The 25,464-nt window shown below is 66.2% G+C and carries 23 protein-coding genes and 1 tRNA gene; 12 read left to right on the top strand and 12 right to left on the bottom strand.

Annotated features, from left to right (window positions below; translation table 11 throughout):
* Nucleotides 1-62: 62 nt before the first annotated feature.
* Together ACLQ3I_RS06865 and ACLQ3I_RS06860 are read right to left on the bottom strand one after the other, a co-directional pair.
* The gene (locus ACLQ3I_RS06865) at nucleotides 63-1,310 is read right to left on the bottom strand and encodes an MFS transporter (RefSeq protein WP_425800831.1); all 1,248 of its coding nucleotides are present in this window, start codon (nucleotides 1,308-1,310) and stop codon (nucleotides 63-65) included.
* A complete protein-coding gene (locus ACLQ3I_RS06860) occupies nucleotides 1,307-1,960 on the bottom strand; it encodes a GntR family transcriptional regulator (RefSeq protein WP_425792169.1) in 654 nt (217 codons plus the stop codon). Before ACLQ3I_RS06860 ends, ACLQ3I_RS06865 begins: the two co-directional genes overlap by 4 nt.
* Before the next feature lie 249 nt (nucleotides 1,961-2,209).
* Between ACLQ3I_RS06860 and ACLQ3I_RS06855 the strand changes: the two genes are divergently transcribed.
* Nucleotides 2,210-3,439: an NAD(P)-dependent malic enzyme gene (locus ACLQ3I_RS06855; protein ID WP_425800829.1), complete on the top strand. Its 1,230-nt coding sequence runs from the start codon at nucleotides 2,210-2,212 to the stop codon at nucleotides 3,437-3,439.
* A 444-nt stretch (nucleotides 3,440-3,883) separates the two neighbouring features.
* Nucleotides 3,884-4,471 (top strand): hypothetical protein, encoded by a 588-nt coding sequence (locus ACLQ3I_RS06850; protein WP_425800827.1) that lies wholly within the window; start codon nucleotides 3,884-3,886, stop codon nucleotides 4,469-4,471.
* Between the two features lie 2 nt (nucleotides 4,472-4,473).
* Here ACLQ3I_RS06850 and ACLQ3I_RS06845 read toward each other — a convergent pair whose 3' ends face one another.
* Nucleotides 4,474-5,142, bottom strand: a complete 669-nt coding sequence (locus ACLQ3I_RS06845; RefSeq protein WP_425800825.1) for a VOC family protein — start codon at nucleotides 5,140-5,142, stop codon at nucleotides 4,474-4,476.
* A 47-nt stretch (nucleotides 5,143-5,189) separates the two neighbouring features.
* Here ACLQ3I_RS06845 and ACLQ3I_RS06840 point away from each other — a divergent pair, with 47 nt between their 5' ends.
* The 4 genes from ACLQ3I_RS06840 (at nucleotide 5,190) to ACLQ3I_RS06825 (ending at nucleotide 7,667) form a co-directional block, all read left to right on the top strand.
* Complete coding sequence (locus tag ACLQ3I_RS06840; RefSeq protein WP_425792165.1) at nucleotides 5,190-5,786, top strand: hypothetical protein; 597 nt, start codon at nucleotides 5,190-5,192, stop codon at nucleotides 5,784-5,786.
* 18 nt (nucleotides 5,787-5,804) lie between these two features.
* Complete coding sequence (locus ACLQ3I_RS06835) at nucleotides 5,805-6,275, top strand: helix-turn-helix domain-containing protein (RefSeq protein ID WP_425800823.1); 471 nt, start codon at nucleotides 5,805-5,807, stop codon at nucleotides 6,273-6,275.
* Nucleotides 6,276-6,334: 59 nt separating this feature from the next.
* Nucleotides 6,335-6,766, top strand: a complete 432-nt coding sequence (locus ACLQ3I_RS06830; RefSeq protein ID WP_425792163.1) for a VOC family protein — start codon at nucleotides 6,335-6,337, stop codon at nucleotides 6,764-6,766.
* Between the two features lie 79 nt (nucleotides 6,767-6,845).
* Nucleotides 6,846-7,667, top strand: a complete 822-nt coding sequence (locus ACLQ3I_RS06825) for a lipase family alpha/beta hydrolase (protein WP_425800821.1) — start codon at nucleotides 6,846-6,848, stop codon at nucleotides 7,665-7,667.
* 210 nt (nucleotides 7,668-7,877) lie between these two features.
* Here the strand turns inward: ACLQ3I_RS06825 and ACLQ3I_RS06820 are convergent, their stop codons facing one another.
* The 4 genes from ACLQ3I_RS06820 to ACLQ3I_RS06805 all read right to left on the bottom strand — a co-directional run bounded on the left by ACLQ3I_RS06820 (nucleotide 7,878) and on the right by ACLQ3I_RS06805 (nucleotide 12,336).
* A complete protein-coding gene (locus tag ACLQ3I_RS06820) occupies nucleotides 7,878-8,366 on the bottom strand; it encodes a hypothetical protein (RefSeq protein WP_425800819.1) in 489 nt (162 codons plus the stop codon).
* 341 nt (nucleotides 8,367-8,707) lie between these two features.
* Nucleotides 8,708-9,010, bottom strand: coding sequence for a hypothetical protein (locus ACLQ3I_RS06815; protein WP_425800817.1), 303 nt, complete (start codon nucleotides 9,008-9,010; stop codon nucleotides 8,708-8,710).
* 512 nt (nucleotides 9,011-9,522) lie between these two features.
* Nucleotides 9,523-11,958, bottom strand: coding sequence for a hypothetical protein (locus ACLQ3I_RS06810; protein ID WP_425800815.1), 2,436 nt, complete (start codon nucleotides 11,956-11,958; stop codon nucleotides 9,523-9,525).
* Nucleotides 11,959-11,961: 3 nt separating this feature from the next.
* Entirely contained in the window at nucleotides 11,962-12,336 is a 375-nt protein-coding gene (locus ACLQ3I_RS06805) for a hypothetical protein (protein WP_425792159.1), read from the bottom strand.
* A 127-nt stretch (nucleotides 12,337-12,463) separates the two neighbouring features.
* Here ACLQ3I_RS06805 and ACLQ3I_RS06800 point away from each other — a divergent pair.
* The 3 genes from ACLQ3I_RS06800 (at nucleotide 12,464) to ACLQ3I_RS06790 (ending at nucleotide 13,911) form a co-directional block, all read left to right on the top strand.
* Nucleotides 12,464-12,539 (top strand) — tRNA-Thr (locus tag ACLQ3I_RS06800).
* Between the two features lie 134 nt (nucleotides 12,540-12,673).
* Nucleotides 12,674-12,886, top strand: a complete 213-nt coding sequence (locus tag ACLQ3I_RS06795; RefSeq protein ID WP_425800813.1) for a hypothetical protein — start codon at nucleotides 12,674-12,676, stop codon at nucleotides 12,884-12,886.
* A 101-nt stretch (nucleotides 12,887-12,987) separates the two neighbouring features.
* Complete coding sequence (locus ACLQ3I_RS06790) at nucleotides 12,988-13,911, top strand: LysR family transcriptional regulator (RefSeq protein ID WP_425800811.1); 924 nt, start codon at nucleotides 12,988-12,990, stop codon at nucleotides 13,909-13,911.
* 3 nt (nucleotides 13,912-13,914) lie between these two features.
* Here ACLQ3I_RS06790 and ACLQ3I_RS06785 read toward each other — a convergent pair whose 3' ends face one another.
* On the bottom strand, nucleotides 13,915-15,174 hold the full coding sequence (locus ACLQ3I_RS06785) for a DNA polymerase III subunit delta' (protein WP_425792156.1): 1,260 nt from the start codon (nucleotides 15,172-15,174) through the stop codon (nucleotides 13,915-13,917).
* A gap of 171 nt (nucleotides 15,175-15,345) precedes the next feature.
* Between ACLQ3I_RS06785 and ACLQ3I_RS06780 the strand changes: the two genes are divergently transcribed.
* Nucleotides 15,346-16,842: an adenylate/guanylate cyclase domain-containing protein gene (locus tag ACLQ3I_RS06780; RefSeq protein WP_425792802.1), complete on the top strand. Its 1,497-nt coding sequence runs from the start codon at nucleotides 15,346-15,348 to the stop codon at nucleotides 16,840-16,842.
* Nucleotides 16,843-17,054: 212 nt separating this feature from the next.
* On the opposite strand, the gene topA is transcribed toward ACLQ3I_RS06780, so the two are convergent.
* The 3 genes from topA to ACLQ3I_RS06765 all read right to left on the bottom strand — a co-directional run bounded on the left by topA (nucleotide 17,055) and on the right by ACLQ3I_RS06765 (nucleotide 21,198).
* On the bottom strand, nucleotides 17,055-20,075 hold the full coding sequence (gene topA, locus ACLQ3I_RS06775) for a type I DNA topoisomerase (RefSeq protein ID WP_425800809.1): 3,021 nt from the start codon (nucleotides 20,073-20,075) through the stop codon (nucleotides 17,055-17,057).
* Between the two features lie 174 nt (nucleotides 20,076-20,249).
* A complete protein-coding gene (locus tag ACLQ3I_RS06770; RefSeq protein WP_425792154.1) occupies nucleotides 20,250-20,837 on the bottom strand; it encodes a hypothetical protein in 588 nt (195 codons plus the stop codon).
* A 157-nt stretch (nucleotides 20,838-20,994) separates the two neighbouring features.
* Nucleotides 20,995-21,198, bottom strand: coding sequence for a cold-shock protein (locus tag ACLQ3I_RS06765; RefSeq protein ID WP_004022110.1), 204 nt, complete (start codon nucleotides 21,196-21,198; stop codon nucleotides 20,995-20,997).
* Between the two features lie 330 nt (nucleotides 21,199-21,528).
* Between ACLQ3I_RS06765 and ACLQ3I_RS06760 the strand changes: the two genes are divergently transcribed.
* Both ACLQ3I_RS06760 and ACLQ3I_RS06755 read left to right on the top strand, forming a co-directional pair.
* Nucleotides 21,529-23,856, top strand: a complete 2,328-nt coding sequence (locus tag ACLQ3I_RS06760; RefSeq protein ID WP_425792153.1) for a DEAD/DEAH box helicase — start codon at nucleotides 21,529-21,531, stop codon at nucleotides 23,854-23,856.
* Nucleotides 23,849-24,400: a hypothetical protein gene (locus ACLQ3I_RS06755; protein ID WP_425792152.1), complete on the top strand. Its 552-nt coding sequence runs from the start codon at nucleotides 23,849-23,851 to the stop codon at nucleotides 24,398-24,400. Before ACLQ3I_RS06760 ends, ACLQ3I_RS06755 begins: the two co-directional genes overlap by 8 nt.
* 7 nt (nucleotides 24,401-24,407) lie before the next feature.
* Here the strand turns inward: ACLQ3I_RS06755 and ACLQ3I_RS06750 are convergent, their stop codons facing one another.
* A complete protein-coding gene (locus tag ACLQ3I_RS06750; protein ID WP_425792151.1) occupies nucleotides 24,408-25,457 on the bottom strand; it encodes a TIGR03857 family LLM class F420-dependent oxidoreductase in 1,050 nt (349 codons plus the stop codon).
* Between the last annotated feature and the right edge of the window lie 7 nt (nucleotides 25,458-25,464).

The raw sequence follows: 25,464 nt of genomic DNA, 5'->3' as shown, positions 1-25,464 counted from the left end.
CTCCCGTGCCTGAAGAATCACGATGAGGTTACCGGTCGGCATCTGAACCGGCTCCGGGCGGATCAGGTCGTCGCGATGTCACGTGCGCGATCGGCGCGGTGACCGAGCCCGACGATCACCAGGCAGACCACCGCCGCCGCCACCCCGACGCCGAACATCATCGGGTAGGTGATCGAGGCGAAGGTCTGCGACGTCCACGCGAGCACGGCGGGCACCGCGAAGCCGAGATAGGTGACGCCGTAGAACACCGCCGTGAGGCCTGCGAGGTTGTCCGGACCGGCGATCCGCTGGACCTCCAGCAGCCCGGAGATCATCGCCATGCCGTACCCGCACCCGAGCACGGCGGCGGCCAGCAGGGAGAGCCAGATCGTCAGCATCGCCGCGGCGGCCGCGGCCAGTGCCATGCCGGCAGCGAGCACGATCAGCGCGAGAACCACGCCACGTACCCCGAGCGGGTCGTCGATGCGGCGGCCGACGGACTGGATAGCGAAACCGGCCGCGAGTCCCAGCACGCAGCACAGCGCGGCAAAGGCGATCGGCGCACCGGAGGTGTGGGCCGTCATCAATGCGGGGATCACCGCATATGCCGACGCGCACGCGCCGAACACCCACGGCGCGACGGGCAGCACCACGAACAGGAACCGGCGGTGCGCGATCCCGGAGATCTTCAGGTCGTCGAGCAGCGGGCCCGGGTGTTCCTGACGGGGGCGGGTCTCAGGGCTGCCCGACAACCACAGCAGGGCCCCGACGGCGACCGCGATGTTGACCGCGTACGGCGTGACCGTCGGCCACGGTCCCCACTGGGCCAGCACACCGGCGAGCCCCGCGCCCACACCGAATCCCGCCGTGAGACTCATGGCCGCCCGGCGTGCGCCTGCCGGCGCACCCGATCCGTCGCGGGCACTGATCTCGGCTATCCAACTGCCGCCGACCGCCATCGACAGACCCAGCGCCACACCGCTGGCCACCCGCCCGACACTCAGCAGCGCGAACGAATGCGGACCGAGCGCCAGCAACACCGAGCCCAACGCGGCAAAGATCGGTGCAGGCAGCATCAACGGCCGTCGCCCTAATCGGTCCGACAACGGGCCACCGATCACCAGGGCCGGCACGATCCCGAGCACATAGGTGAACAGCAGGCTGTCCACCGCGACGTCGGACAGGCCCCCGTTCTGGCGGTACATCACCAGCAGCGGCGTGAACTCGTTGCCGCCCCAGGCGGCGGCGAACACCGAGGCGGAGACGGGCATCCAGCGACCGCTTGCGATCGCAGTAGCGGTCAGCGAGCGGTCGATCGCGCCGATGCTCATGATCGGTCTCCCGGCCTGATGTCGTGGACGCCGGCGAGATGCGCGCGCAGGGCCGTCCCGAAGACATCTGCGTCACCCGCCTCGATGGCTGCCAGCAGTTCACCGTGGTCGGACAGGATCCGGGCAGCGACGGCCGTGTCCCGGTGCACGCTCGCGGTGGTCATCCGACGGTGCCGTTCCCCGAGACTGACGAAGAAGTCGGCGAGCAAGGGATTGTCGCCGGCCGTCACGATGAGCTGGTGGAACTCGGCGTCGAGCCGGGAGAACTCGGCGATGTCGGCCGGATCCGCCGCGCGGTGGGCGATGAGATTCTCCGCGAGCCGTCCGGCGAGCGCACCGCGGACGGCGTGATCCCCCACGACCGACCGCACCGCGTGCCCCTCGAGAAGGGTTCGCGCCTCCACCACGTCGCGCGCCTCACGGTCCCCGATGGGCACCACGAGCGCGCCCCGCTTGGGGTAGAGACGCATCCATCCCTCGGCCTCCAGACGGAGGAAGGCCTCCCGGACCGGAGTGCGGCTGACGGCGCATCGAGAGGCCACATCGCCCTCGCTGATGAGCTCACCGCCGACTATCTCGTTTGTGAGAATTTTACCCTTGACCTCGCGATATACCCGCTCAGCAGCCGATTCGGGGTTGGTGCTCAACATAGACACAAGTTGTATCTTACAGAACCGAGCGATCATTCGGGGGGCACCTTGATCCGGTCGTCGACACGGTGGGACACTGAGCGGGTTCCGCGCCCAGTTGTTGCGTTATCCGGACGCGGCGGTCGCGACATCTGATGGGGTACACCCCACCCGATGTGGTTGCGACCGACGAGGTTTTTCGGGCGCCCCGCCGATGTGGCGCCACCGTCTACCCGCCTCATCGACGACGTGGGTTACGCAGGAGGAACAGTGGCCAGCACGGCAGACAACGTCCCGACCGACCGGCAAACCGGAGCGCCATACAACGAGCCGTCGATCGATGATGTGCCCATCACCGACGAAGAGATCTTCATGGCGCACGTCGGCGGCAAACTCTCGGTGGAGTTGCGATCCCCGATCGACACCCAGCGGGATCTGTCGATCGCCTACACGCCAGGCGTGGCACAGGTGTCGCGGGCCATCGACAACGAGGCCCATCTGGTGAACAAGTACACCTGGACCGAGCGGCTCGTCGCGGTGGTCAGCGACGGCACCGCGGTGCTCGGCCTCGGGGACATCGGCCCGCGCGCATCGCTGCCGGTGATGGAGGGCAAATCCGCGCTCTTTCGTACCTTCGCGGGCCTGAACTCAATCCCGATCGTGCTGGACACCAAAGACCCGGACGAGATCGTCGAGACCTTGATCCGCCTGCGTCCGAGCTTCGGCGCGGTCAACCTCGAGGACATCTCCGCGCCGCGCTGCTTCGAGATCGAACGACGCGTCATCGAGGCCCTCGACTGCCCGGTCATGCACGACGACCAGCACGGCACCGCCATCGTGGTACTCGCCGCCCTCAAAGGTGCGATGGCCCAGCAGAACCGCGATCTGCGCGACCTCAAAGTGGTCATCTCCGGCGCCGGCGCCGCGGGCGTGGCGTGTGCGAACATCCTCGACCATGCGGGGGTCACCGATGTCGTGGTGCTCGATTCCAAGGGCATCGTCAGCTTCCACCGTGACGACCTGAACGAGATCAAGCAGGAACTCGCCGAGCGCACCAACCCGCGCAGCCTCGGCGGCGGACCGGCGGAGGCCTTGGCGGGCGCCGATGTCTTCCTCGGCGTCTCGGCGGGCAAGATCGACGAATCGCTGATCGCCTCGATGGCCGACAACGCAATCGTGTTCGCGCTGTCCAACCCGGACCCGGAGATCCATCCCACCGTGGCCGCGAAGCATGCCGCGATCGTCGCGACCGGTCGCAGCGACTTCCCGAATCAGATCAACAACGTGCTCGCCTTCCCGGGCGTGTTCGCGGGAGCTCTCGACGCCGGCGCACGACGCATCACCGAACGCATGAAACTTGCTGCAGCGGAGGCGATCTTCTCGGTCGCCGCGGACGACATCCGCCCGGACCGGATTGTTCCGAGCCCGCTCGATCAGCGGGTCGCGCCGGCCGTCGCGGCCGCGGTCGCCGAGGCCGCGAAGGCCGAGGGCGTCGCCTGAGCGAGTGCCCGACCGACCGGTGACGACAATCGTCCCCGTGGACAGCACCCGAGGGGTATTCCCCTCCGACGCCGTTCACGGGGACGATTGTCGTCACACTGGATCCACTCGACGCTCTCGTGCGTCGGAAAGTGTGTGGAACTCGAATCGCGTGTGTACAGCCGAGAAGAACTCAACACGCTGGGAATCACCGACAGCGAGCTTCGTCGTGAAATCCGCAGCGGCCGACTGACGCGACCGAGCCGTGGGTGGTACGCGACCGCCGACACCGATCCCGAGGCGGTCGAGGCGGCCCGCCGAGGCGGTTGCATCAGCTGTGTGTCCGCACTTCGCCGACACGGGATCTGGATCCCGCCTGGATATCACGCCCTCCATGTACGGGGCTCGAAGCATCGTGGTTCCCAACGCTCCGACTTCTGCCGTACGCCCGGGCGCCCTCTCCCGGTGACGACGGCGCTGGACCAGACAGAGATCGCGCTCGCGTGCGCCGCGCAATGCATGAGCGAGGAGGACTGGATCATCACCGCGGACTCGGTTCTCGCCACCCTCAAGATCAGCGTGGACGAGCTCACGGCTCGGTTGCCCCAAACGACACGGAAAATCGCCAAGATGCTGGCCAAATGCGATCCGATGTCGCAATCGGGTACCGAGACCGCTGTTCGCCTGCGCCTACGTGCGCGAGGATTTCATGTCGAGGTTCAACCGCCCGTCGATGATGTCGGCCACGTCGATCTGAAGGTCGGACGGCTGATCATCGAATGCGACAGCAAGCAGCATCACACCAGTTTGGCGAACTATCGCAAAGACCGACGCCGGGACCGAAAAGCCCTGTCCCACGCACTGATGACGCTACGCGTTACCTACGATGACGTCCTCTACGGGTGGGACGAGACCCTTGACGACATCTGTTCGATCACCAATGCCGACCGCCATCGTCCGCCGAGAAAAGGGCGACAAACGTCCCCCTCCGCAGAGGCCGGGGGGAATACCCCTCGGACCTCGATGTCGGGGACGATCACCACACCCGGGTGAGGTCAGTCGCGGTTCCGCCAAGTGCAGAGGCAGACCTCATTGCCCTCCGGATCGGCGAGCACCCACCATTCGGGGGCGAACTCATCGGTGACTAGCGACCCGCCCGCGTCGACGGCGGCCGCGATGCGGTCCTCGACGACGTCGTGCGGGACCCAGAGGTCGACGTGGATGCGGTTGCGTTGCGGCCGCGGCTCGTCCATCTGCTGGAACCAGACGCCCGGCAGGATGCCCGCCGGATCGGCGAGATCTACCGACGTCTCCTCGGGTTCGTCCCGGTATCCGAGGACCGCCTTCCAGAAGGGCTTGATCTTGGGGATGTCGAGGGCATCGATGCCCAGTTCGAATCGGGCGGACGGCGCCGGCAGCGACTCGAGGTCGAGGTCGGCGGCGATCGCGGAAATCGTGTTCGCGAGTGCGACGTCGGCCTCCGTGAGTGCGTTGGCACTGTGTGTCGTCAGGGCGAGATGAACTGAGCCGTAGCGTAACTCGATGTCCGGATGATGTTGCACCGCCTCGGCGGCGTCGATGATCTTCGCGACGAACTCGCCACCCTTGACCATGCCGCCGGTCTGGTACGCGGCATAGACGGTGTCGGCGAGCACCCGCCACGGGTCGGAGATCGCCTCGGTTGCGGCCGCGGCACTGACTGGGGTTCCACTGGATCCGGTCATGTCTTCGACACTACGACCGGTTCGCGATCCTGGGTACCCTCGTGGCTGTGCTCCTTCCCGCCACGACGGCGCAAGGCGTCGCAGACGGCTCCATCGACCTGGCCTTTCGTCGATGGAAGGTCCCGCGTGTCACGGTCGGTTCGACGTTCGTCAGCTCGGCCGGGGTCGTCGAGATCGTGTCGGTGACACAGATCCGGGTGGACGACATCTCCGACGACGACGCCCGCCGCGCCGGATTCGATTCGCCGGCGAAGGCCATCCGCAAGCTGCGAACGAATGATGACCCGATCTTCCGCGTCGGCCTGCGGTGGGCCGGGCCCGACCCGCGCATCGCATTGCGCGAGGACGACGCCCTTTCCGACGACGACATCGACGATCTGCTGACCCGACTGGGCCGGCTCGATGCGCGGTCGTCGCACGGACCGTGGACGCGCGCGACGCTGGACGTGATCGCCCGACGACCCGCCGTCGTCTCGACCGAACTGGCCGCCGAATTGGGCAGGGAACGAAAGGATTTCAAACTCGACGTCCGAAAGCTGAAGAAGCTGGGCCTGACCCACAGCCTCGACGTCGGATACCAGTTGTCGCCGCGAGGTCGGGCGCTGCTGAACCAGCTCGACACAAATCGGGTGCGCAAGGGCTAGTCGGCGCATAATCGACACATGCCCAGCCCGCCCCCGGCTCGCCATCTGCTGCGCGCCAAGGACCTCGTCGATGCTCGGTTCGCCGAGCCGCTGACCGTCGACGAGATGGCGTCGGCGGCCGGCCTGTCGCGGGCACACTTCACGCGCGCATTCGCCGCGACATTCGGGGAATCCCCGCACGCGTACCTCCAGACCCGTCGGCTCGAGCGCGCGGCCGCCATGCTGCGCAACACCGACCGATCGGTGGCCGACATCTGCATGTCGGTCGGGTTGTCGAGCGTCGGGTCGTTCACGACCAGCTTCACCAAGGCGTTCGGCACACCGCCCGCTGCGTATCGGTCGTCGTTCCCACCCGCGAAGGCGTATGTCCCGGTGCCTACCTGCGTCATGCGTATCTACGGCCGTCCGGGGCCGACGACGCGCACGGCGAAGACAGTGCCCCCGAAGACAGCACACGGGAAGAAGACTCCGGACGTCGCCGGCTCCTAACGTGAGGATCACCGAACACCCTCAGATCCACGATAACTCGACAAGAAACGGTGATCATCATGATTCGTGTTGCCAGTGCACAACTTTGGGTGCACGACCAAGACCAGGCCCTCGATTTCTGGACACGCAGGGTCGGCATGGAGATCCGGCAGGACGTCAGCTTCGACGAGATGGGCGACTTTCGATGGCTCACCGTCGGACCGCCCGGACAGGACGACGTCTCCATCGTGCTGATGGCCATTCCCGGCCCGCCGATGATCGACGCAGGGACACAGGAGGAGATCGCCGCGCTCACCGCCAAGGGATTCGCCGGCACCGTCTTCCTCACCACCGAGGACTGCCAGGCCTCCTACGAGGAACTCGCCGCGCGGGGCGTCGAGTTCACCGAGACGCCGGAGCAGCGACCGTATGGGATCGACGCGGGTTTCCGCGATCCGTCGGGCAACAGTGTCCGGCTCACCCAACTCGCACCGGATCTGGCCACCGCCTGATCTGCCGCACCGACAGGGGTCGCCGGGGCAGAATGGCCGCACGCGCACGCTCAAGCGGCTCGGCCTGTCCGGCGGCCTCATGGTCATCGCAACGGCAGTCACCACAGTATTCGGAGGAATCGCGTCGGCCGCACCGCTCCCGGTGACCACCGATGTCAATCAGGCCATCGCCACCGGTTTCAGCACACCGGCCACCACCTCCCCGGCCGGCTCCAACCGTTTCGATTGTCGTGACCGGTCGGGCCGCGACCCGGTGATCCTGCTGCACGGTACGGCACTGAATCAGGACGCCAACCTGGCGTATCTCGCGCCCACCCTCGCGAATGCCGGATACTGCGTGTTCAGCATGACGTACGGCCTGACGAGCTGGAGCGGCAACGTCGGCGGGCTGGGAGACAAGAACCGGTCCGCCCGGCAGGTCGCCGCGCTCGTCGATCGTGTCCTGGCGGCGACGCACTCCCGGCGGGTCGACTTCGTCGGGCACTCCCAGGGTGGTGCGATCGCGCAACTGGTGAGTCAGCTACCGGGACGCGCCGCCCAGATCGACACCATCGTCGGCCTCTCGGCGCCGAACCGAGGCTTCTCCCGGACCAGCAACATCACCGACCGCCTGCCCGCCGCGCCACGCCAACCCGGCGAGAACGACTGGGGACCTCGCCACCCGAACATCCGCTACCTCAACCTGGCGACCATTCACGACGAGATCGTCACGCCGTGGCAGAACTCGCTGATGTCCCCGGGACCGAACGTCACCAACACCCGGGTCCAGGACGTGTGCACGGAATCCGAGATCGGGCATCTCGGGATGGCCTACTCGCCCACTGTTGCGGCGCTGGTCCGCAACGGACTCGATCCGGCACACCACGTGGCGGTTCCGTGCGGGGACGACTATCCGGGGTGATCCGCCGACGGGCCGCGGTGCATCAGGGCTGTCCGATGCGAGTCCACCCTGGGGACTGCTCCAGGGTTGGTTGGAAGGTCGGGTCGGGGAATCCGTTGGGATACATGCGTTTGGCGGGTGGTCCTGGATCCGTGACGCCCGGATAATTCTGCTGTGCCCATTTGTCGCACGCGGTCCCGGGTTGCCACGGCGCGTCCCAACCCGTGTCGGTCAGCGTCCAGCCTCGGAAGACTTCCAGTTGGGTGCGCGAGCCGAGCCCTTGTCGACATCGGAAGGCCAGGTACCAGTCACGCCAGTTCGGCGCATCGAGACAAACCAGGTCATCGCGCTGTCCATGTAGGGCCGACCACCAGGTCCGTAGTGCGAGGGAGAGCGACCGACCACCGACTCGAGCGGCCGGCCTGCCCACTCCTGCCGATACATACCGGCACGGTCGTCACATACAACCGCGCGAAGTTCAGCGCCCTCCACGGACAAGGACTGAACGAACAGACGTCGCGTGCCAGCCCATGGATGGGGTCGCTTCGGGTCGTCCTCGAGAACCTTGCCGGTCTGCGCGCCCAGGAACTCGACATAGCCAGGGAATGCCTCCGACTTCCTCCGATCTGTGGCGATCATGGTGCTCTCGAAGTAGGCACGGACGAGGGTCGCTTCCGGGCTGACCAGGCTCATGCCGGCGGCAGACCACGTGGTGGTCATGGGCCCCATCTCAGCCGGGAACCGGTACCCCGACACAGGATCCGAATGCGTGGCAGCACTGGCATCCGCCCCGCGACCGTCCCGTGGCGCGTCACCACAACCGCCGACAAGCGCAATCATGGCGATACCGAGAATCAATATTCGGATCATTCTTCACCCAAGAGGTTCCGCTTGTAGGCGTTGTAGTCGATGGCGTCATTGTCATTTCCTGCATAACCCTGATAGGTCGAGTCGTAGTCCCCCAAATCCAGCCCACGCGAACGCAACTGTTCCGCAACATATGTTCCGAGCTGATTCGTCCCAATCGTTCCGGGGGTGATCCGGAGGGAGTTCGCCACGCGTCACGGCTGTCCGACGCGAGTCCACCCGGGCGACTGCTCGAGGGTCGGCTGGAAGGTCGGGTCGGGGAATCCGTTGGGATACATGCGTTTGGCGGGTGATCCTGGATCCGTGACGCCCGGATAATTCTGCTGTGCCCATTTGTCGCAAGCTGTCCCGGGTTGCCACGGCGCGTCGAATCCCCGGTCGACAAGTTTCCAGCCCTCGAAAGCGTTCCAATTGGGCGCCCGGGACGAGCCCTCGTCAACCTTCCGTGGCCACTTGGCAGGGTCGCCAGCCTTACGCATAACCAGGTACCAGGTCATTGCGCTCTCCATGTAGCGGTGACCACCAGGTCCGTACAGATACGACGATGGGTCAGGCACAACATTCGGCGTACGGGCCCGCGACTGTAAATACATTCCAGCGCGATCGTCGCATACGACGGCCCGCACCTCGTCGCCCCTCACGGCCACCGACCTGAGGAGCAGCCGACGTGTACCGCTCCAAGGGTGATCACGGTCCGGGTCGGTCTCGGACACACGGGTGCCACTTGCGGCAATGAGGTCAGCGAACCCCGGGAAGGCGTCCGCCGTGCGACTCCACTCCGCGATGAACAGCGACTCGAAGAAGGCCCGAACCACTGTGGAGTTTCTATCGGTCAGGTTGACCTCTGGCTCCGCCTGCCACAGGGTCGTCATCGAGCCGAGGCTCGACGGAAACCTATAGCCGGACACGGGATCGACTGCCACTGACGCCGACGATGGTCGTCGTTCGTCCTGCCCGCCACACGCAGCCAACATGACAGCGAGAATCACGAGAAACAGCGACTTACACTTCATTCCTCACCCAGCAGATCCTTCTTGTACGCGTTGTAGTCCAGTGCGTCGTTATCGTTCCCTGCGTTCGCGCGATACGTCCCGTCGTAGTCTGTCAGGTCGTACCCGCCGGCCCTGAGTTGCTCAGCCAAGTAGGTCCTCAACTGGTCATTCGCGACGGACGGACCGGGCCCATGGTCAAAATTGTTCTGATCAAGTACCGAAGCGAGCGGCTTGAGATTTCCATCCGGACCAAACAAGACCTCATTCATGATTGGGTCCGTGCCCGGACTCGGATGCGTCGCCGCCCACGTCGCCCAATGCTGTTCCAGCAGTGTGTCGTCAACAGACACATGCGTCGGGATATTGCCCGAATCCCCGGCCTCATGCTGAGGCAGACTCGCCCAGTCGATACCGATACCGGCACCCAGCGAAAGCGCACCTCCGACCACCGGAACGGCACCAAGCCCTGTGGTGACAATGTCTTTCGTATTGGACTTCAGGTTGTTCACCACGTCGTCATCGATGTCGTTTCCGGGATGGGCATCATGCCAGTCGTCCAACTGGTCGGCCATCACACCGTCCCGCAACAGACTCTGCAACCACCCGTTACGCGCCGCGAGATCGCCCGCGAACCCGCGCCCTTCGGACAGCGCGAGCGGAACGTGCTCGGCGTTGTGCGCCTGCTGAATTCCGATGTCCCGGATGAGATCGGCCTGGGCATCGTCGCCCGATGAGATGACCCCGAAAAGCCGCCGCACTTGATCCTGCATGTCCCGGTCGTTGGCAATTTCCGGGCTGTCGCCCCCGAGGTGCAGGAGATGCCTGGTTGCTTCGTCGCTGAAACCGTAGTTGGCGGGATTGCCACCACCAAGGACGTTCAAGTAGGGGCGGGCGGCCTCTTCGAGAGACTTGGCCAGTTCTGGATTCACATCGCCCAACGACCCGGAATGAGCGCCGTCCATATCCATCAGGGACGTGAAATTCTTCGAGTCGGTGGTGAAGTCGTACATCCCTCGGAACGCGTCCGCCGACAGCCCGGCGCGGTAACCGTTGCCTTGATCGCCCGCGTAGTCGTCGATCCAGTCGGTGAGATGGCCTGCCGTGCTTCCGTTATCGGCCCAGTGATACCCGAACAACGCCTTCAACGTGCCGTCACGATCGTAGTCAGGTGCCAGCCCGGCGTCGGCGCCACCGTGTCCTGTCAGAATCGCGGTTGCCGACTCGTGGTTCAGCGTCCCGTCGCTCATCAGGCTCTGCACCATGGACTCGAACCTGGCCTTCGACCCCACCGCACCATCGGGGTGCAACGGGTCTTGCAATCCATGGTCGACACCCCACGGGGAACGCAACACCGCATCCGACATCACCATGTCGTAGGTGCGGGGGTGTGAGCGGGCGAGGTCGGTCATGTTGGCGGTCTTCTGCACAAGTTCAGAACCCATCCGCAGTCCCGGCTGGGTTGTGGCACCGCCGAGGAGCTGGCTCAACGCGAATGTGCGCGCGAACGCATCAAGACTGTCGGTCCCCCGCAAGTCTGCGGGTATACGCTCGGTCACCATGCCCTGCAGCCAGTCTGGCATCTCGCCGAAGCCGCCCGAAGTACCTCCGCCCGAGACTTTCTCGTTTCCGAGCGTATTGAGTCCGTCGGCGAACGCGGTGCCCGCCGCCGGGTCGCCGGCGTCCAGCCCATACCTCAGCGCCAACGCGTCCTTTGGGCTCAATCCGCCGAACATGTTGCGCAAGTACGACACGACACCAGGCGGCACGTCGGCCATCTTGCCGTCCATGAGCGCCTTGATCTGTTCGGGCGTGAGTTGAGCGTCCTTGAGATGTTGGCCGATCGTCCGCAGTTCCTCGGGCGTGTAGCCGCCTTTCGCCATGCCCGCGTCCCGTGCACCCATGGTCCCGTTGAGTGCCAAAGACGCGGGGGTCAGGGTTGTCAGCTGTCCGAGTTCGGATTGCAGCGAACTCGCCGCCGCCTGCACCGCGTGAAAGACCTCGTTTGCCTGCGCGACCAACCTCGTTCGCCACGACTCCATCGCAGCGGCGTCGCCGTCCTTCTCTTCTTCGCCTTCCTTACGCTTCAACGTCCAATTGGTGTCCCCGGTGGATCCGAGTTGGTACCCGGCATCGAGCGCACCGTTCTGCAAAGCGTCGAGAGCGGTCTTCTGGTTGGCGATGTTCGCGCAACCCTGCTCGATGGCCGTCGCCACATCTTCGAAGTTGTCTGACAGATTGGTCAGCCACTTCTTTTCGGCCTCGGCGCGATCGTCCGCTGACGCGCGGCTGTGACCGACCCAGCCGGTGGTGCGGTCGATGTCGGACACCACCGCGTTGCGAATCGGTCCTGACTTGGTCTCCAATGAACCGGCGACCGACCGGAGGGAGGCAGCGACGGGCAGCATCTGGTGGGGAAACCACATGTCGACGTCGGATCGAGCGGGTGTGGTCACGGATCAATTCCCCGGCGGTGTGGACGGAGCTGGCACATTGCCGGGATTCCACGGCTCGACGCTCGGTAGTTCACCCGCGTCCGAGAACCTGGTCGAATTGAAGTCGTCGGTCGACTCGGTGACGGACTTGGCGGCCCGCACCAACGCGCCGAACGCCTCGACCTGACCCCCGCAATTGCTGAGCGACGTCGTCACCGTCTGGTCAGCCCCGGCAGCGACGGGTTTGATCGGCGACGCGCAGTTCGGCGTGTCCGGGATGGCCTCGCCGAGCACCGACATCTTGGTTCCGAGCTCTAGCTCGCGAATCTCGCCCGCCAAGCCATCGAGCTTCGCCGCCGCGGCCGACAGTTGACCCGGCTCGACACTGAAGATTGCCATCGATCCCCCAACGCAGTCTGACCTGGGCACCTTACCAAGAACGTATTGCTGCGCAGTCGGTCGTTCGACTGGTTTTGTCCTTGTCCTCGGGGCTCGCTACACTCGTGTGCGCTGCCTTGCGCAGCACGCCGCCCTAGCTCAGTCGGTAGAGCAATTCACTCGTAATGAATAGGTCAGGAGTTCGATTCTCCTGGGCGGCTCCATCAAGGTGACGCGTGCGGGCCAGGGAGCCCCTGCCCCGAAGACTTCGGTCATTCTCGAAAGACTCCAGACGTCCTTATAGTGGTGTCGGGACCACCGGTCGAGCGGCCGGGCGAGGCGGCAAGGAGAGAACACGATGTCGGACTTCATCAACAAGATCAAAGAGGAAGCGAAGGCCGCCTCCGCTGCGTTCGATCAGGAGCTCACCGTCCTCGAGGGCGTCGACGGCTATGACGCGCTCCGTGAGGGGGACGACGCGTCCGCAGACTCCACCGACGGTGACGGCGACACCGATGCCGCGACCCCGTCCGACGACACCGAAGGCGGCGGATCCGCGACGGACAAGTGACCGCAGTCCGTCGCCGTCCCAGATGACACGACAGCGGCCGGCCGGGGTTGTCCTCGGCGCGACGATGCGCTCAGGTGCCATCTGGGACAGAAGGTCAACGCATGGTGCAACGTCGGCTCCCTGACATCCCCGCGCTCGACGTCGTGGTGACCGTCGCCCGGCTCGGCAGCATGGGCGCCGCCGCACGGGACCTCGGCATCAGCCAGCAGGCGGTGAGCGCCCGTGTGCGGGGGGTCGAACGCGAGCTGGGTGTCGAGATCTTCATCCGCTCAACCGGCGGAGTCGACGTCACCGCGAACGGCATGGCGGTGCTGGAATGGGCGAACGCACTCGTCGAGCGGGCGACCCAATTCATGGCCGGCGTCGACGCGCTTGTCGGCGCCCGGCACGCGACGCTGGTGGTCGCTGCGTCGAAGACGGTCTCCGAATACCTGATACCACTTTGGATCAGCACACTCGCACATCGCAGCGACGTCAAGATCTCGGTGCGCCCGATGAACTCGGCCGAGGTCATCGAGACCGTCCACGCTGGCAAGGCCGACCTCGGATTCATCGAGAGCCCCGGTCCGGCAGGCGATCTCGACAGCGCGGTGGTCGCCCGCGACGAACTCGTCGTCGTCGCGGCGCCCGGCCATCCATGGGCCGACGGTCGGAGTGTCGGCCTCGACGAACTCGCGGGCACACCACTGATCCAACGCGAACCCGGGTCCGGCACCCGCGTCACCTTCGAAGCCACACTGCGTGATTCGGGCGTCACGCCGGCCGATCCGCTCATCGAACTCCGCTCGGTCACCGCGATCCGGTCGTCGGTGCTGACGTCTCCGGGCGCCGCAGTCCTGTCGCGTCTCTCCGTCGACGACGATATCGCCGCGGGCCGCCTGGTCCGCGTCGACGTGGCAGGCCTTCGCATGGTGCGTCCCCTGCGCGCGGTGTGGACTCCCCACATCTCGCTGCGCGGCCCGGCCCGCGACCTGCTCGACATCGCGATGCAGGTCGGCGCGGCCGGCCCATCGGTCAGCGCTTGAGGTTCACCTACCCGAGTTCATCGCCAGACCGATCTTGGCCACCATCGCGTCGACCGCGAACTTCGGTTTCACGTTCACGTCGAGGGCGGTCCGACAGTCCAGGACGGCCTCGACACACCGCAGGAGACGCTCGGGCGACGCGTAGTGCGCCATCCCGCCGACCAGATCCGCCTTGTCCGGGTGCATCGCGGTCACCGAGGCACCGACCGACACCACCAACGCATCGCGGAAGAGAGCGGCGAGATCGACCAGCGCGCGGTCGAGCATGTCGCGGGAGACCCGGGTGGCCCGCGACTTCTGCCGTCGCTCCAACTCTTTCAATGCACCAGCGCTCCCACGGGGCGGTCGGGCGGTGCCCTTGCCGGTGCCGCCCGCGCCCAGCGCCGTCCGCATCTCCTCGGTCTCGGGTTCGTCGAGTTCGGCACTGATCGCCTTGGCGGCCTCCTCCGCGGACTTCACCAACGACTCCGCGGCGGCGTACGCCGTCGAATCCCGAGTGGCGGCCCGCGCGAGCCCGAGGGCCTTCTCGCGCTGGGCCCGAGCATCGTCGTCGGTGGCCAGCCGTCGAGCCCGGCCGACGTGACCTCCGCACACGCCCGCCGCCCAGGCCGCCCGCTGCGGTTCGATGCCGTCGCGGTCGATCAGGACCCGCTCGATGTCGGCCGGCCCCGGCGTGGTGAGGGCGACGTGCCGACACCGCGACCGCAGGGTGACCGAGATGTCCTCCGGGTCGACCGACGGCGCGCACAGCAGGAAGACCGTCCGGGACGCCGGCTCCTCGACCGCTTTCAGGAGGGCATTCGCCGCCTGCTCGGTGAGCCGATCGGCGTCCTCGACGATGACGATCTGCCAGCGGCCGGTCCCCGGGCGCCGCGCCGCGGCCTGCACCACGTCACGCGCTTCGTGCACCGACAGACTCAGCCCCTGGGGGACGACGTGCCGGATGTCGGCATGGGTCTGCGCCATCGCGGTGACACAGGCGCGGCACTCGCCGCAACCGACCTCGTCCTCGGCGTGGCATTGCAGCGCTGCGGCGAAACACGTCGCGGCCACCGAACGACCGCTGCCGGGCGGGCCGGTGAACAGCCATGCGTGGGTCATCGCCGCCCGGGACCGACTCGCGAATCGGTCGTCGTCCGGTTCGGCGGCGGCGGAATCGCCCTTGTCGAGTCGTGCGGCCACACCACGGGCGGCGTGGGCCGCTGCCTGCAGTTCCTCGGCCACGGCGACCTGGCCGATCAAACGGCTGAAGACATTCGTCACACCGCCACCCTAATGTGCTGCTCAGACACCTCCCACCGGGCTGCATGTGTTTAACAATTGCAAGCAGACAGCTACCGTTGTGACGTGATTGAACGGCGGTCTCGGTGGTCAAAGGGCCTGCATCTGGCCCGTTGGCTCGTGCACACACCGTGGCCGATCCTTGCCCTCGACATGCTGAGGGCAAATGTGGTCGGCGCCCTGTTCACCTTCGCGTTCCTCCGTTTCGGGATGCCGATGGAGGATTCGATCCGGCTCGACGAGATCACCGCGCTCAATCAGGTGATCTTCGCCGTCTACCTCGTCGGCGCGATGCTGGTCGGCGCGTTCCTGAGCATCCAACTGTCGCTGCCGGTACTGGTGTGGCATCGGCGGCGCACGCGCCTGGACAACGAGAACGCGCGACGGCGCGCGCTCAAACTCCCCTACCTGCTGTCGGTGGTCAACGCCGGTCTGTGGCTGGTCGGTGGGGTGCTGTTCACCCTGGTCAATTTCGCGGTCTCCCACCGGGACGCCTTCATCGTGGGCATGGCCAGCGCCATCGGCGCGATGATCACCTGCGTCCTCTCGTACATGCAGGCCGAGAAGGTGTTGCGACCCATCACGGTGGCCGCGATGGCGAACGAGCCCGACGGAGTGGTCGCGCCGAGCGTGACCACCCGCATCGCGGTGTTCTGGGTGATCAGCGTCGTCGCTCCGCTTGCGGTCATCATCGGACTGATCACCCTGCAACGGCTCGGCTGGATCGCGACCGATCCGGCCGGGCTGCAGCGACCGATCCTGTGGATGTCGGGTGCGGCGCTCGCGTTCAGCGTCATCGCGATCGTCCGTGTGGTCGCCGCGATCAACGATCCGATCAAACAGTTGCGGCGCGCCCAGAGCCAGGTGTCGGCGGGCAACCTGAACGTCGCGGTCCGGATCTATGACGGCAGCGATCTCGGCCTGCTGCAGGCCGGCTTCAACGACATGGTCGCCGACCTGCGCGAGCGACAACAACTACGCAACCTGTTCGGCCGGTACGTGGGTGAGGACGTGGCGCGGCGGGCGATCGAGACCGGCACCGAACTCGGTGGCCAGGAACGCTACGTGGGTGTGCTGTTCGTCGACATCGTGGGGTCGACGCGGCTGGCGGTGAACCGGCCGCCACGCGAGGTGGTCGAGTTGCTCAACGAGTTCTTCCGCGTGGTGGTCGCCGTCGTCGGCCGCCACGGCGGCTTCGTCAACAAGTTCCAGGGTGACGCGGCGCTGGCCATCTTCGGTGCGCCGCTCGACCTCGAGGACTTCGCCGGACGTGCCCTCGCCTCGGCTCGTGAGCTACGCACCGAGCTGTACCGCACCCTGGGTGACACCGACATCGGGATCGGGGTGTCGGCGGGCAAGGCGATCGCCGGCCACATCGGCTCCGAGCAACGTCTCGAGTACACAGTGATCGGCGACCCGGTCAACGAGGCCGCGCGACTCACCGAACTCGCCAAGGACGAACCGAGCCGAGTACTCGGCAGCGCACGCGCCGTGTTCCTCGCATCGCAGGAGGAGTCGGAGAACTGGGAGATCGGCGAGGGCGTCGAACTCCGCGGTCGCGGTATCGAGACGCTGCTCGCACGTCCGCTTCTCGAGCCGATGGGGACTGAGCAGACCGCCGACCAGGACCGACCACCGGTTGCCGAGTAGGCGGGGCCGCCCTCTTCGCCGGTCGAGTAGGCGCGAGCCGCTACCCCCGCCGGTCGAGTAGGTGCGAGCCGATAGGCGAGCACCGTATCGAGACCTCCTGCGGCACAAGTGGTCTCGATACCTCCCTCGCCTAGCGGCTCGGTCGTACTCGACCGGCGGGAGGAGCGGCTCGGTCGTACTCGACCGGCGGGAGGGAGAGACCCGCGGGGGACCTACTCGGTCGCCTTCTTGGCCGGGGCCTTCTTCGCGGTTGTCTTCTTCGCGGTCGTCTTCTTCGCAGCCGTCTTCTTCGCAGCCGTCTTCTTCGCAGCCGTCTTCTTGGCCGGGGCCTTCTTCGCGGCGCGCTTCTTCACGGGTCCACGCGCCCGACGGTCGGCCAGCAGTTCCATCGCCCGCTCCGGGGTGATCGAGTCGACCTCGTCACCCTTGCGCAGGCTGGCGTTGGTCTCACCGTCGGTGACATACGGACCGAAACGGCCGTCCTTGATCACCATCGGCTTCTCACTGACCGAGTCGTTGCCCAGTTCACGCAACGGCGGAGCGGCGGCCTGGCGACCCCGGCGCTTGGGCTCGGAGTAGATCTTCAGCGCCTCGTCGAGGGTGATCTCGAAGAGCTGTTCCTCATTGGTCAGCGACCGCGAGTCGGTGCCCTTCTTGAGATACGGCCCGTAGCGGCCGTTCTGTGCGGTGATCTCGTCGCCGGACTCCGGATCGACTCCGACCACCCGCGGCAGTGAGAGCAGCTTGAGCGCATCCTCGAGGGTGACCGTGGAGATGTCCATCGTTTTGAACAGCGATCCCGTCCGCGGTTTCGGACCGGCCTTCTTGGCGGCCTTTTTCGCGGCGGCCTTTTTCGCAGGGGCCTTCTTAGCGGTCTTGGTGCCGGTTCCGCCACCGCCGGTCGGCGCGTCGTCGAGGTGAACGACCTCGCCGCCGGTGTCGCCGTCGCGCGGCGTCGGCCCCGCGGGGACCGTGGCTGGCGCGCTGCCGGTGTCATCGTCGTCGTCCGACGGCAGGATCTCGGTCACGTACGGACCGAATCGGCCTTCCTTCGCGACGATCTCGTGGCCGGACTGCGGATCGACACCGAGGGTTCGCCCCTCCTGCGGCGTCGCGAACAACTTCTCCGCGACGGCGAGCGTCAACTCGTCCGGTGTGATGTCGGCAGGCAGGTTGGCGCGCTTGAGATCCGGTTCCGCACCCGCCTGGGCAACGTTGCGCTCGAGGTACGGCCCGTAACGACCGACACGGACGTAGACGGGCCGACCCTCTTCGTCGTCGAACAGGCGGATCGAGTTGACCTCGCGGGCGTCGATCTCCTCGAGGTTGACGCCGACCAGCTTTTTGAGCCCGCCGTGTTTGGCGATGTCGGATCCGGACGCTTCCGATCCCTCGGGCGCCTCGGCCCCGGCATCGTCGCCGAAGTAGAACTCGGTCAGCCAGCGGGTGCGGTTGGCGTTGCCGCTGGCGATCTGGTCGAGGTCGTCCTCGAGCGAGGCGGTGAAGTCGTAGTCGACGAGATTCTCGAAGTACGCCTCGAGCAGCCCGACGACCGCGAACGCGACCCACGACGGCACCAGGGCGTTGCCCTTCTTCACCACGTAGCCACGGTCCTGGATGGTGCCGATGATCGATGCGTACGTCGACGGCCTGCCGATCCCCAGTTCCTCGAGCACCTTGACCAGCGACGCCTCGGTGAAGCGCGCGGGCGGATTGGTGGAATGCCCGTCAGCGGTCAGCGAGGTCGCCGTCAGCGCCTGACCCTCGGTGAGGTTCGGGAGACGGTTCTCCTCGTCGTCGGCCTGCCCGCCGGTCTGCTCGTCGACGGTCTCGACGTAGGCCGACAGGAAGCCCGGGAACGTGATCGTGCGGCCGGACGCGGCGAACGTGCATCGCTCCCCCGTCGACGCCGTGCCACTGATCCGCAGACTCATCGTGGTGCCCTTGGCGTCGGCCATCTGCGATGCGACGGTCCGCTGCCAGATCAGCTCGTACAGCCGGAACTCATCGGTCTCGAGCTGACCCGCGACCTGGCCAGGGGTCCGGAAGGTCTCACCCGCGGGCCGGATCGCCTCGTGGGCTTCCTGCGCGTTCTTGACCTTGCGCGTGTACTGACGCGGCGTCGGATGCACGAACGACTCGCCGTACAGCTCGCGCGCCTGGCCGCGGGCCGCGTTGATCGCCGACTCGCTCAGCGTCGTCGAGTCGGTACGCATGTAGGTGATGAAACCGTTCTCGTACAGGCGCTGCGCGATCCGCATCGTGCGATCGGAGGAGAACCGCAGCTTGCGTCCGGCCTCCTGCTGCAATGTCGACGTCATGAACGGCGCATAGGGGCGGCGGGTGTACGGCTTCTCCTCGACCGAGGTCACCGACATGTCGGCACCGTCGAGGGCGTCGGCGAGGCCGGTTGCGCGCGCGCCGTCGAGCACGATGACGCCGTCGGATTTCTTCAGGACGCCGCGCGCGTCGAAATCACGGCCGGTCGCGACCCGGGCGTCGTCGACCGACACCAGCCGGGACCCGAAGGTCCTGGGCGTCGAACTGCTCTCGGCGCCGACATCCATGGTGGCGGCGATGTCCCAGTAGTCGGCGGAGACGAACGCCATCCGCTCGCGTTCCCGGTCGACGATGATCCGGGTGGCCACGGACTGCACACGGCCCGCCGACAGCTTCGGCATGACCTTCTTCCACAGCACCGGTGACACCTCGTAGCCGTAGAGACGGTCGAGGATGCGGCGGGTTTCCTGGGCGTCGACGAGGTCGTTGTCGAGGTCGCGCGGATTCTCGGCGGCCGCGCGGATCGCCGGCTCGGTGATCTCGTGGAAGACCATCCGCTTGACCGGGATCTTCGGCTTCAGCGTCTCCAGCAGATGCCAGGCGATGGCCTCGCCCTCACGGTCACCGTCTGTCGCGAGGTAGAGCTCGTCGACATCTTTCATCAGTGACTTCAGCTCGGTGACCGTGGACTTCTTGTCGGCGGAGACCACATAGAGCGGTTCGAAGTTGTCGTCGACGTTCACCCCGAGGCGCGCCCACGGCTGACCCTTGTACTTGGCCGGAACATCGGCGGCACCGCGAGGGAGGTCGCGGATGTGACCACGAGAGGACTCGACGACGTAGTTCGCCCCCAGGTAACCCGCGATCTTGCGGGCCTTGGTCGGCGACTCGACGATGACCAATCGTCGAATCGTGCTCCCGTTCGCGGGAGATGCGGTGCTGGTATCGGCCACCGGGCGTCCTTACTTCGCTATCGCTGCTCGTTGAGGTTTGTACCTTATATATAGCGTCATCTGCACATCTGGATTCCCTTCTCAAAGTCCCAGTGTGACAAATTGCGCCACGGTCAGCCCATAACCCCAGGTCACGGGATTTCCGTGAATTTCGGGTCTGTCGGGGGTGTTCGGTCAGATTCCGGTGACGATGGGCCAGTGTTCGGCCGCGCCGGGGAGTGCCGGCGCCTCACCGACGTACTCGAGCAGATGGGTGAGGCGGCGCTTCCCCGCGATCCGCAGGGCGGGCGACTGACCGCGGGTCCCGACCAGGGTCGGCGCAACACCGACCCGCATGAGTGCGGTCGCCAGCATCGCGTGTGTGTCGAGCGCGTGGGCATCGAGACCGAGGAGGTACCGCTCCCCCTCACGTTCACCGCCGGCGATCGTCCAGAGGCGCAGCGCGCGGGGCGACGGCACCCACCCGGCGGGCATCGCCTTGACCGCTCCGGCCGACCATCGCCGGTGCAACCCGTCGAGCTGATGGCTGTGCCCGGTCCGAGCGATCGGATTGCCCTCGTCGGAGGTGACGATCTCGACCGCCAGACCGGTGGCCGCGATCTCCTCGACGATCGCCGTGGCGCGCCACCTGTCGGCCACGACCACAGACACCCGCGTACCGGCATCGGAGCGGACCGCTTGGCCGTTGGTGGCCAGCAGACCCGCCAGATCGTCGTACGCGGGCTGATCGATCTGCGCCGAAAAGAACGACAACTGGCCCACATCACAGAGGTTACTGCGTGACGCAACAGACGGGTGGCGCGACAGACGGGCGTTCCACTCACTTCGACAGCACGACGAAAAGCCGCTCCCGGTCACCGTGACGGTGACCGGGAGCGGCTTCGCTCAAGCGTGCTTCGCAGCTTGCAGGAGGTGACTCCTAGACGGCGCGAACACCGGTGGCCTGCGGGCCCTTGGTGCCCTGACCGACCTCGAACTCGACCCGCTGGTTCTCTTCGAGAGTGCGGAAACCGGATCCCTGGATCTCGGAGTAGTGGACGAACACGTCGTCGGACCCCTCATCAGGTGCGATGAAGCCGAAGCCCTTTTCCGCGTTGAACCACTTCACAGTTCCCTGTGCCATTACTGCAATCCTTTACATACATTCCAACAGACGCGACACGATGGGTCTCGTGTCGTGGTCGGTTCCGACCGCCATACCTCGATGGACCCCTGCGGAGAACCCGCGAAAACCAGCCTCAGTACCACGGCCACAACACGATCTCGCTGCGCAACCGGCTGTCCGGCGCCTCACGAAAGCTGCGACCGCCACTAGTCAATCATGTTCGGCCCGCCTGCGATAGTCACCCCAACCAAACTGCGTAAAAACCTGGTCATTTTCGCTCGCGCGGACATCTCGCAGTAACATCAGGGTCCACGTTGGCGAACGCCGTCGACGATTGAGTCACCAACAATGCAGAATCTCACATTCGGGTCCGAACTCCTCCGCCAGAGCATGGCAGGCACCGACGCGATGGCGTCGTGCCTCACCCACATGTCGGTAATAGACTCGCGGACAGCTTCTTTCGCCAGGTGGCCGGAGTGGGTCCCGCCAGAATTGGTGACCGCCTTCATCGATTCCGGAATCGATGAACCGTGGACACATCAGGTGTCGGCCGCCGATCTCGCTTATCGCGGAAATCATGTCGCGCTCTGTACGGGAACCGCTTCCGGTAAATCGATGGCGTACCAGTTACCCATATTGACCACGCTGTCGAAGGATCCGAATTCGACAGCGCTGTATCTTTCACCAACCAAAGCGCTGGGTGCCGATCAGATCCGTTCGGTGAGTTCGTTACTCACCGGACATCGGGAGTTCACCCATCTGCAGCCGTGCGCCTACGACGGCGATACCGATGTGGAGATCAGGCAGTGGGCACGCGCGCACTCACGGTGGATCTTCACCAATCCGGACATGCTGCACATCGGCATTCTCTCCGGGCACGCTCGATGGCGGCACTTCTTCCGCCATCTCCGCTACATCGTGATCGACGAATGTCACCACTACCGGGGCGTCTTCGGCTCCAACACGGCGCTGGTCTTGCGGCGTCTGCTCCGGATCGCCCGATCTGCGGGCGGGAATCCGGTGGTGATCGGCACCAGCGCGACCATGGCCGAACCGGCAGAAGCGTTGACCCGCTTGATCGGCGAACCGGCGATCGCCGTCACCGAGGACGGCTCACCTCGCGGCGAACGTACGGTCGCGCTGTGGGAGCCCGACTTCCTGCCCGCCGTGACCGGCGAGAACGGCGCGCCCGTACGTCGTTCGGCAGGCTCCGAATCCGCCCGGCTGCTGGCCGATTTCGTCGTCGAGGGAGCGCGAACCCTCTGCTTCCAGCGCAGTCGCCGCGGCGTGGAGCTCACCGCACGCCAAGCACGTCACCTGTTGTCGCAGACCGCACCGGAATTGGTCGAGCGGGTCGCGGCGTATCGCGCCGGATACCTCGCCGATGACCGCCGCCGCCTGGAGCAGGCGATCTCCGACGGCGACCTCATCGGGGTGGCGACCACCAACGCGCTCGAACTCGGTGTCGACATCAGTGGTCTCGACGCGGTCATCGTGGGCGGTTATCCCGGTACCGTCGCCTCCTTCTGGCAGCAGGCGGGTCGCGCCGGACGGCAACGCACCTCGGGGGATTCGCTGGTGGTGCTCGTCGCCCGCGACGATCCGCTGGACACCTACCTCGTGCACCACCCGGAGGCGCTGCTCGGGCGCCCGGTCGAGGCGACGGTGACCGATCCGACCAATCCGTACATCGTGACCCCACACCTGTTGTGCGCTGCCGCCGAGCTGCCGCTGCAGGACAGCGAGATCGAGGCATGGGGAGCCGTCGACGCGGCGGCGGGGCTGGCGGCCGACGGGATGCTGAAGCGCCGCAAGGCGGGCTGGTATGTGGCGGCCGGCGTCGAGCCACACGCCGACATCGACATCCGCGGGGGCATCGGCGGCCAGGTCCTGATCGTCGACACCACCACCTCCCAGCTACTCGGCACCGTCGACTCGGGCCGCGCCATGTCGACCGTCCACCCCGGCGCGTTGCACATCCACCAGGGTGAGTCCTACGTCGTCGACGAGCTCGACCTGACCGACGGTCTGGCCCTGGCACATCCGGAGGAACCCGATTGGACCACCTCCGCCCGCGAGACCACCGATGTGACGATCACCGACGTGGTGGCACGCCGCACCTGCGGTCCGCTGACCGTCGCACTGGTGTCTGTGGACGTGACCCATCAGGTGGTCGGGTACCTCCGCACGCTGTTGTCGGGCGAGGTGCTCGATTCGGTGGAACTCGACATGCCGCCGCAGACGCTGAGTACCCGCGCGGTGATGTACACGCTCACACCGGAAGCGCTGGAGGAGGCCGGCATACCCGTCGGCCTGTTCCCCGGAGCACTGCACGCCGCCGAGCATGCCGCGATCGGGCTGCTCCCACTCGTCGCCTCCTGCGACCGCTGGGACATCGGCGGGCTCTCGACCAATCAGCACCCCGACACCGGTCTGCCCACCGTCTTCGTCTACGACGGCTACATGGGTGGAGCGGGCTTCGCCGACCGGGGATTCGCGGCGTTCGAGACCTGGATCGCCGCGACACGTGACGCCGTGTCGAGTTGCCGGTGCGAGAGCGGATGCCCGTCGTGCGTGCAGTCGCCGAAGTGCGGAAACGGCAACGACCCGCTCGACAAGGACGGTGCGATCACAGTGCTGACGCTGCTGAGTCGGCAATACTCGAGTGATGACTGACGACAGTGCCGAGGGTCGCCGCGAGCCCGCGCACGCCATCGCCTCGTCACGGGCGGCGTACTTCTTGCTCGCCCGGCCGACCGAGCAGGCCGACGAACTACCCGCCACCATCGGCGAGCGCGATGTGTTCTTCAGCGAAGACGAGGCCCTCGACGCGCTCGATCTCCACTACGCCTGGTGCGCCGCTCAGCACGGCGGACATCACTCCTCGGTCGTGGCGGGCGCACATTGGTATCTCCAGAGTGCGATGGTCGGGGCGCAGGTCACCGCGGGCCTGGGTGAGGTCTTCCTGGCGACCGGCACCGCCGAACCCGGCCGACCGCAGGCGGTCGCGGGTGGTTTCCTCACCGAAGGCGAGCTGATCCACTGGACCTCGTTCGTCCGGGCCGCGATGCGGTACATGGCCGTCCCGTCGACCTTGATGTCCTTTGAGCTCGTCTATCGCGGTGACGAATCCGTGGATTTCGGTCAGATCGGATTCGCACCCGCGCATTCGCGGCGCGTGTATCCGAAGCGGATCGTGGTGCGCGAGGACGACACCTGATGGTCGGTCACCTGTCTCCCGCGCGGTAGGCCGTCACCACCGGCTCGAGCTCGGCGGGGGTCGCGCCGTGCATGATCAGCGCATCGGCGCCGTACTCGAACTCCTGACGGATGCGGGCGGCGCACTGCTCCGGCGACCCCGTCGCCGACGGCTCCAGCCACTCGTCGGGAAGGAGCGTGGCGATGTGCTCGATCTGATCGGCGCTCGCCTTGTGATCGATCCCACCGGGAATCGACTGGACCACCGAATCGTCCCGAAAATGCTGCAGCACGGCCGGATCCCAATCGTTGGTCTTCACCAGCAAGTCGCCGTAGCCCTGTAGATACGTCGCCAGCCGCGCCACTGTCTTCTTCATCCGCAGCTCCTCGGACAGATGATCTCCGACGGTCGCGAAGCACGACCAGACGCGCACACTGTCCGGATCACGGCCCGCCTGCTCGGCGGCCTCCTTCACTGTTCGTACGCAGCGCTGCAACGTTTCCGGAGTGAAATAGGTGTGCAGGATGACGTCGTCGAACTCACGGCCGCCGAGGGCCAGGGTCTGCGGACCGAAGGCCACCACGGCCAGCCGGATGTCCTCGTCGAAGTCCGGGTCCAGGAACAGCAGGTCGTACTTCCCGATGGGGCCGTCGTGACCGAAGATCAACTCGCCGTGCCATAGTCGCCGCATCACCTGGGCGAAATCCTCCATCTGCGCCGTGGTCACCGCGGGGACCCCGAATGCCTTGTACATCGCGGCGATCCCACGACCGAGCCCGAGAGTGAACCGTCCACCGGAGAGCCGGTGCATCGTCGTCGCCCACGACGCGGTGATCAGCGGGTGACGGGTGTTGTGATTGGTTGCCGCCGTGGCGATCTGCATGCGATCGCTCACCGCGCACGCGGCGCCGACCAGCGACGACGCCTCCTTGACGTTCCAGCGTTCGGAGATGAATGCGGTCCCCAGCCCCAGCGCCTCACCCGCACGGGTCTCGTCCATCAGGGTGGCCGGCCCCTCCCCGCCGGCGCCGGCCAGCAGGTAGTAGCCCAGTTCGTCCAGCGCACGTGGATCGCTCACGCCCCAC

It is taken from the genome of Gordonia sp. DT101, from assembly GCF_049844895.1.
Taxonomy (GTDB): Bacteria; Actinomycetota; Actinomycetes; order Mycobacteriales; family Mycobacteriaceae; genus Gordonia.
This window is presented reverse-complemented; position numbering and strand designations above follow the sequence as displayed.